Here is a 4663-nt window from a genome sequence, read left to right on the forward strand (position 1 = left end):
CTCAATTTCTTGCAATCCTCGCTACGGACGCTTAAGTCCGACAGGCTGCTAGACAAAAGCAAGCGCCCTTGAAGGGGCGCTTTGGCTGATTCTGGCTGGAACTCAGGTCTCCGGGAAGTCGTTCGTTTCATCTACCCGGGTGATGAAATGAAGTATCCGGTTAATGGCGGGTTTCACTGGCTGGCATGATGTTAGGGTGATCGAGCCATTCTTCAGGGCTCTCATCGATGGAGTCCACTGCTTCGGCTTCATTCAGCTCCCCGCGGGTCGCCAACACTGCCAGGTCCTTGGCAAAGCTCTGTAAAAGATCGATCACTTCCTCCCTGTCAGGATCGAGGCTTTCATCAAAAGTGATATTGAAAAGAGGATTATCATTTTCATACTCCTCTCCTTTTCGCATGAGCGTCATTTGAAGGCCGGGGTTCTCATAATCCGTGACTTCGGCCAACTTGAATGTAACTGACTGGGCTTCCCTGAGAACAGACAGCAACTTCAGGGCTTCTGCAGCGCTGATATCGCCTGCATCCACACAGGCTTCAACATACTCTCTGGCCGATAACCCCGAGTCCAGGTAGTTGTCCACCAGATCCTGCAGTTCTTTGTACTTGTTATGGTTCATGGACCCTCCTTAACTGCGCTTTCAGTAATGCCTGTAAACGAGTGCACATTTCCAGTGTACCTGATTGCGAATCAAATGAAAGGTTAAATAAGTATTTGTACGTCCGTACTCTTCGGGTGCTACGTAAAGGCATGGAGCTGCTCTTCTAACAGGTGACTTAAGGTGTTACTTTTAAGCGGAGTGGTCTTTCAAGAAAGGTTTTCTGAAAGGTTTTATTCATAATGTAGGGCTCTTTAGCCATACTTTTATTTTCTGTCATTCCCTCTGCTGTATTTATGAATCTTTCCAGACTGAACCTGAACCTGCTGCCTGGTCTGAAAGCCCTGCTGGACACCCAGAGTGTTTCCAAAGCAGCGCAGATAATGTGTGTTACCCAGTCTGCCATGAGTCGAACTCTGGCCCAGTTAAGGGAAGCATTGAATGACCCGGTTCTGGTGAGAAAAGGCAATCGAATTTTCTTGTCCGAGAAGGCGATGTCCCTGCATGAAGATGTGAACAGAGTTGTCACGGAAGCCAGCAGTATTTTTGAAAACCAACAGTTTTATATCTCAACCACCCAGCGACATTTCCGGATTGCTTCAGGACACACGGTGCTGGAACGGATTCTGCCTGAAGTACTGCAAAAAATATGGGCGTTGGCACCCGGGCTGACCTTTGAGTTGCAGGCCATCAATCCAGCTGTTGATGTTGCAACCGGAAAGCTGGATCTGTCTATTGGTTATATGGGCGCCCGGGAAGAAGGTTTATCCTGCTTTTCACTGATGAAAGATCGGATGTGCCTGATTCTCTGTGAAAACCATCCTTTGGCCCATGAGTCTTTTTCAGAAGAGGCTCTCAGGTCTTTTTCCTTTGTGGTGCAGAGGGACAATATCAATCTACATCAGCAAAGTGAGATCAACCGTTTCCTCAGTTCGGTTCAGGTGAAAACCTGGTCGCCCAGTCTTTCGGTCAGTCTGGCGTTGATCAAGGGAACAGATTGCGTGTTTATGGCTCCGGCTTCATTGCCTATGTTCATGGAAGAGCTGTCTGGCTTCGTGATTAGGGAGTGCCCAAAAAATATTCCGAAAGTCAGCTTTGATATTGTCTGGCCTGAGTATTGGGAGATGAACAGAGCGCATCGTTGGATGAGGGAGTTCATCAGTAATGCATTGTTGGAACATATCCAGAGCAAAGACCTCGATATGTTTGTCACTGAGTCAGAAGAAAGTCAGGAAGAGAAGAGTACTCCGCTTTCCTGACCCTGTCCTCAAATGATACTTTCCCGAGGGATTGCTTCTGTTGCTGCAGGCTGACACACATCGAGAACATCATATAATTTCTCGATCTGACGGGTAAGCGTTTCTATGGGGCGCTCACTGGAGACATTAATAGCAGCAGAAACCATTTTCCCACACTCGGAGCTGTTCATGGACAGGCTCTCAAGGTCAAATCCCCGGTGTCTGACTACCCGCAGAAGCCGCTCCAGTACCTCTGGCTTTTTATAGCACTGGATAGTCAGGGAGTAATGGGTTTTGGAATCGCTCATGCTCTTGCCTCCATCATTTCGTGGTTGGCGGCACCGGGTGGCACCAGGGGCCAGACGTTCTCCCGCTCATCAATACAGACATGAAGTATTCTTGCCTCCGGAGCCTGAAGCATTTCTTCCAGAGCGGGGATTACTTCATGTCTTTTGGTAATTATTCTGCCTTCAATGCCAAATGCTTTGGCCAGAGTGACAAAATCAGGATTGTCCGAGAGGTCAGTTTCACTGTAGCGCTGGTCAAAGAAGAGTTCCTGCCATTGCTTCACCATGCCGAGTCGCTGGTTGTCGAGTAAGACCATTTTGACGGGCAGCTGTTTTCTTTTGATCGAGGCCAGCTCCTGCACATTCATCATGAAAGAGCCGTCTCCGGAGACGAGTATCACATCGTCTTCCGGTCTTGAAATAGCAGCGCCTATCGCTGCCGGGAGACCAAAGCCCATGGTACCAAGCCCGGCACTGGAAAGGTGGTTATTCGGATGACAGAAGCTCATGTGTTGAGCTACCCACATTTGGTGCTGACCCACATCACAACTGATCACAGAGTTCTCGCGGGTGGCCTCAGATAACTGTTTCAGAAGCAGAGGCGCAAAGATGTCTTCCCCGGGTTTGTCATAACACCACTGGCTGGCAGCGCGGCTGTTCTTACAGTGTTGTAACCAGTCACCCTGATCTAAAGTAATGGTCAGACTGCTTAGATTCTTCTTCAGGCAACCACAAAGACTGACATCAACAGGGCGACGCTTACCATGCTCTGCAGGGTCAATATCGAGATGGATGACTTTCGCACCAGGGGCAAAACTCTCAAGCTTGCCTGTGACCCGGTCATCAAAGCGGGCTCCGATGGCTATCAGCAAGTCGCATTCCTGCACTGCCAGATTGGCAGCCCGGGTTCCATGCATACCCAGCATACCAAGGTAGCCGGGATCGTCAGGACGAATCGCTCCGATTCCTTTCAAGGTGCAAACACTGGGGAGACCGGTTTCTGTCAGGAATGTCCTGAGCTCGTCTATCGCATCCGCCATTCCTGCACCGCCACCTACGTAAGCAAGAGGTTTGCTGCTTTTCCGGAGCAAAGAGATCGCAGCATTAATCCTGTCAAAACTGTCGGCAGCTCTCTCTTTTATCACGCTGAGTGGTGGCACGTAGTGAGCCTCTGCCAGCTGAATATCTTTTGGCAGGTCAACCAGAACAGGGCCCGGGCGGCCAGATCGGGCCAGGTCGAAAGCTTTGTTCAGGGTTTCGCAGATATCATTCGGGTCTGTCACCAGAAAGCTGTGCTTGGTACAACCCAGTGTCATACCCAGAATATCGATTTCCTGGAAGGCATCCGTTCCCATCATGGCAGTAGGCACCTGACCTGTGATGGCCACCAGAGGAATGGAATCCAGCATGGCGTCGGATAAAGCAGTGATCAGGTTCGTTGCGCCGGGGCCGGAGGTGGCAATACAGACTCCGGTTTTACCACTGGCCCTGGCGTAGCCTATGGCGGCGAAAGCGGCTCCCTGTTCATGTCTGCAGAGAAGGTGCTCAACATTGGAATCCAGAAAGGCGTCATAGACTGGCATGATGGTGCCACCGGGATAACCGAAAACATGTTGAATCCCTCGCTGAGAAAGATTTTTTACCAGTGCATTAGCGCCGTTCATGGGGTTGACCTCGTTCGTGCCCGCGATGAGCTTCAGCCTTGATGCGAACAGGCTTGCTAACGCTCATTTCAAACCACTGCTGTGCAGAGAACAAAACGGCAACAGGGAGGATAATCAGCAGCAGTTCCGGAAGGCTGATGATTGCCACAATGGTCAGGCTCAGAATAGCAATAATTATTGGGTTGTTCAGGTTTAGCATGGTTCTATCCTCTTTGTCCGGAGCCGTCATCTTGTCTGTGCTCCCGGGGTTTTCAGGCCCCAAATATGAAAAAACCCCCCGGACCTTTCGGTGCGGGGGGTTCCTTGAAACTCTGATCTGTCAGCCAACAGACCCCCGCGCGGAGATGTTAATCACCACGACGGGTAGGAGAATTATGTTGCTGATGAGGTTGAGTTTCATAACCAATAAATACTATTCAGATTGTTTAAAGTATTTTCAGGTATAACACACACAGTCAATATGTGCCAGAAAATTAAAATTCAGAAAGGCTGGTTAATGAAGAATCGAAGCCGGTTGTCTTCTTTACTGCTGGCGATTTCAGTTCTTACGGTGACACCTTCCACCTTAAAGCGGATGCCACCACCCACGCTGTACTTCATATCGGTATGGAGTTCTCCCAGGTCGAAGTCGTCAGCAACGCGGCCAGCATCTACAAACAGAGTCCATTGCCACCATGGAATATCGTAAAGAGGTCCGACCACAGGCAGATCCTCAAGTGGCTGCCAGAATGGAATAGCGCGGAACTCCAGACTGTAAGAAACCGCCGACCGGCCATGGAAACGGTCAGTAGTGTAACCTCTCAGCTTATCCCACCCCCCCAGAGAAACCCCGGCAAAAGAGGGAGGGGGCTTGGACGCTTGCGCGCCATTGACATG

Annotated in this window: 6 protein-coding genes; 1 reads left to right on the plus strand and 5 read right to left on the minus strand. The window is 50.1% G+C overall.

All coding sequences use genetic code 11. From position 1 onward, the window contains the following. Positions 1 to 160: 160 nt before the first annotated feature. A complete protein-coding gene (locus tag KDK17_RS00755) occupies positions 161 to 619 on the minus strand; it encodes a hypothetical protein (protein WP_257274982.1) in 459 nt (152 codons plus the stop codon). Between the two features lie 275 nt (positions 620 to 894). On the opposite strand from KDK17_RS00755, the gene KDK17_RS00760 reads away from it, so the two are divergent. Continuing rightward, positions 895 to 1857, plus strand: coding sequence for a LysR family transcriptional regulator (locus tag KDK17_RS00760; protein WP_257274983.1), 963 nt, complete (start codon positions 895 to 897; stop codon positions 1855 to 1857). 8 nt (positions 1858 to 1865) lie between these two features. On the opposite strand, the gene ilvM is transcribed toward KDK17_RS00760, so the two are convergent. The 4 genes from ilvM to KDK17_RS00780 form a co-directional block, all read right to left on the minus strand. Continuing rightward, positions 1866 to 2144, minus strand: a complete 279-nt coding sequence (ilvM, locus tag KDK17_RS00765; RefSeq protein ID WP_257280598.1) for an acetolactate synthase 2 small subunit — start codon at positions 2142 to 2144, stop codon at positions 1866 to 1868. Then, the gene (gene ilvG / locus KDK17_RS00770) at positions 2141 to 3787 is read right to left on the minus strand and encodes an acetolactate synthase 2 catalytic subunit (RefSeq protein WP_257274985.1); all 1647 of its coding nucleotides are present in this window, start codon (positions 3785 to 3787) and stop codon (positions 2141 to 2143) included. Before ilvG ends, ilvM begins: the two co-directional genes overlap by 4 nt. After that, positions 3774 to 3986 carry a hypothetical protein gene (locus tag KDK17_RS00775; protein ID WP_257274986.1) on the minus strand — a complete coding sequence of 71 codons (213 nt, stop codon included), beginning with the start codon at positions 3984 to 3986 and terminating at the stop codon, positions 3774 to 3776. Before KDK17_RS00775 ends, ilvG begins: the two co-directional genes overlap by 14 nt. Before the next feature lie 281 nt (positions 3987 to 4267). After that, positions 4268 to 4663: hypothetical protein (locus KDK17_RS00780; RefSeq protein ID WP_257287128.1), on the minus strand; the 396-nt coding region annotated here is incomplete at its 5' end.

Origin of the sequence: Endozoicomonas sp. SESOKO2, assembly GCF_024606245.1 — a bacterium.
Classification (GTDB): Bacteria; Pseudomonadota; Gammaproteobacteria; order Pseudomonadales; family Endozoicomonadaceae; genus Endozoicomonas_A.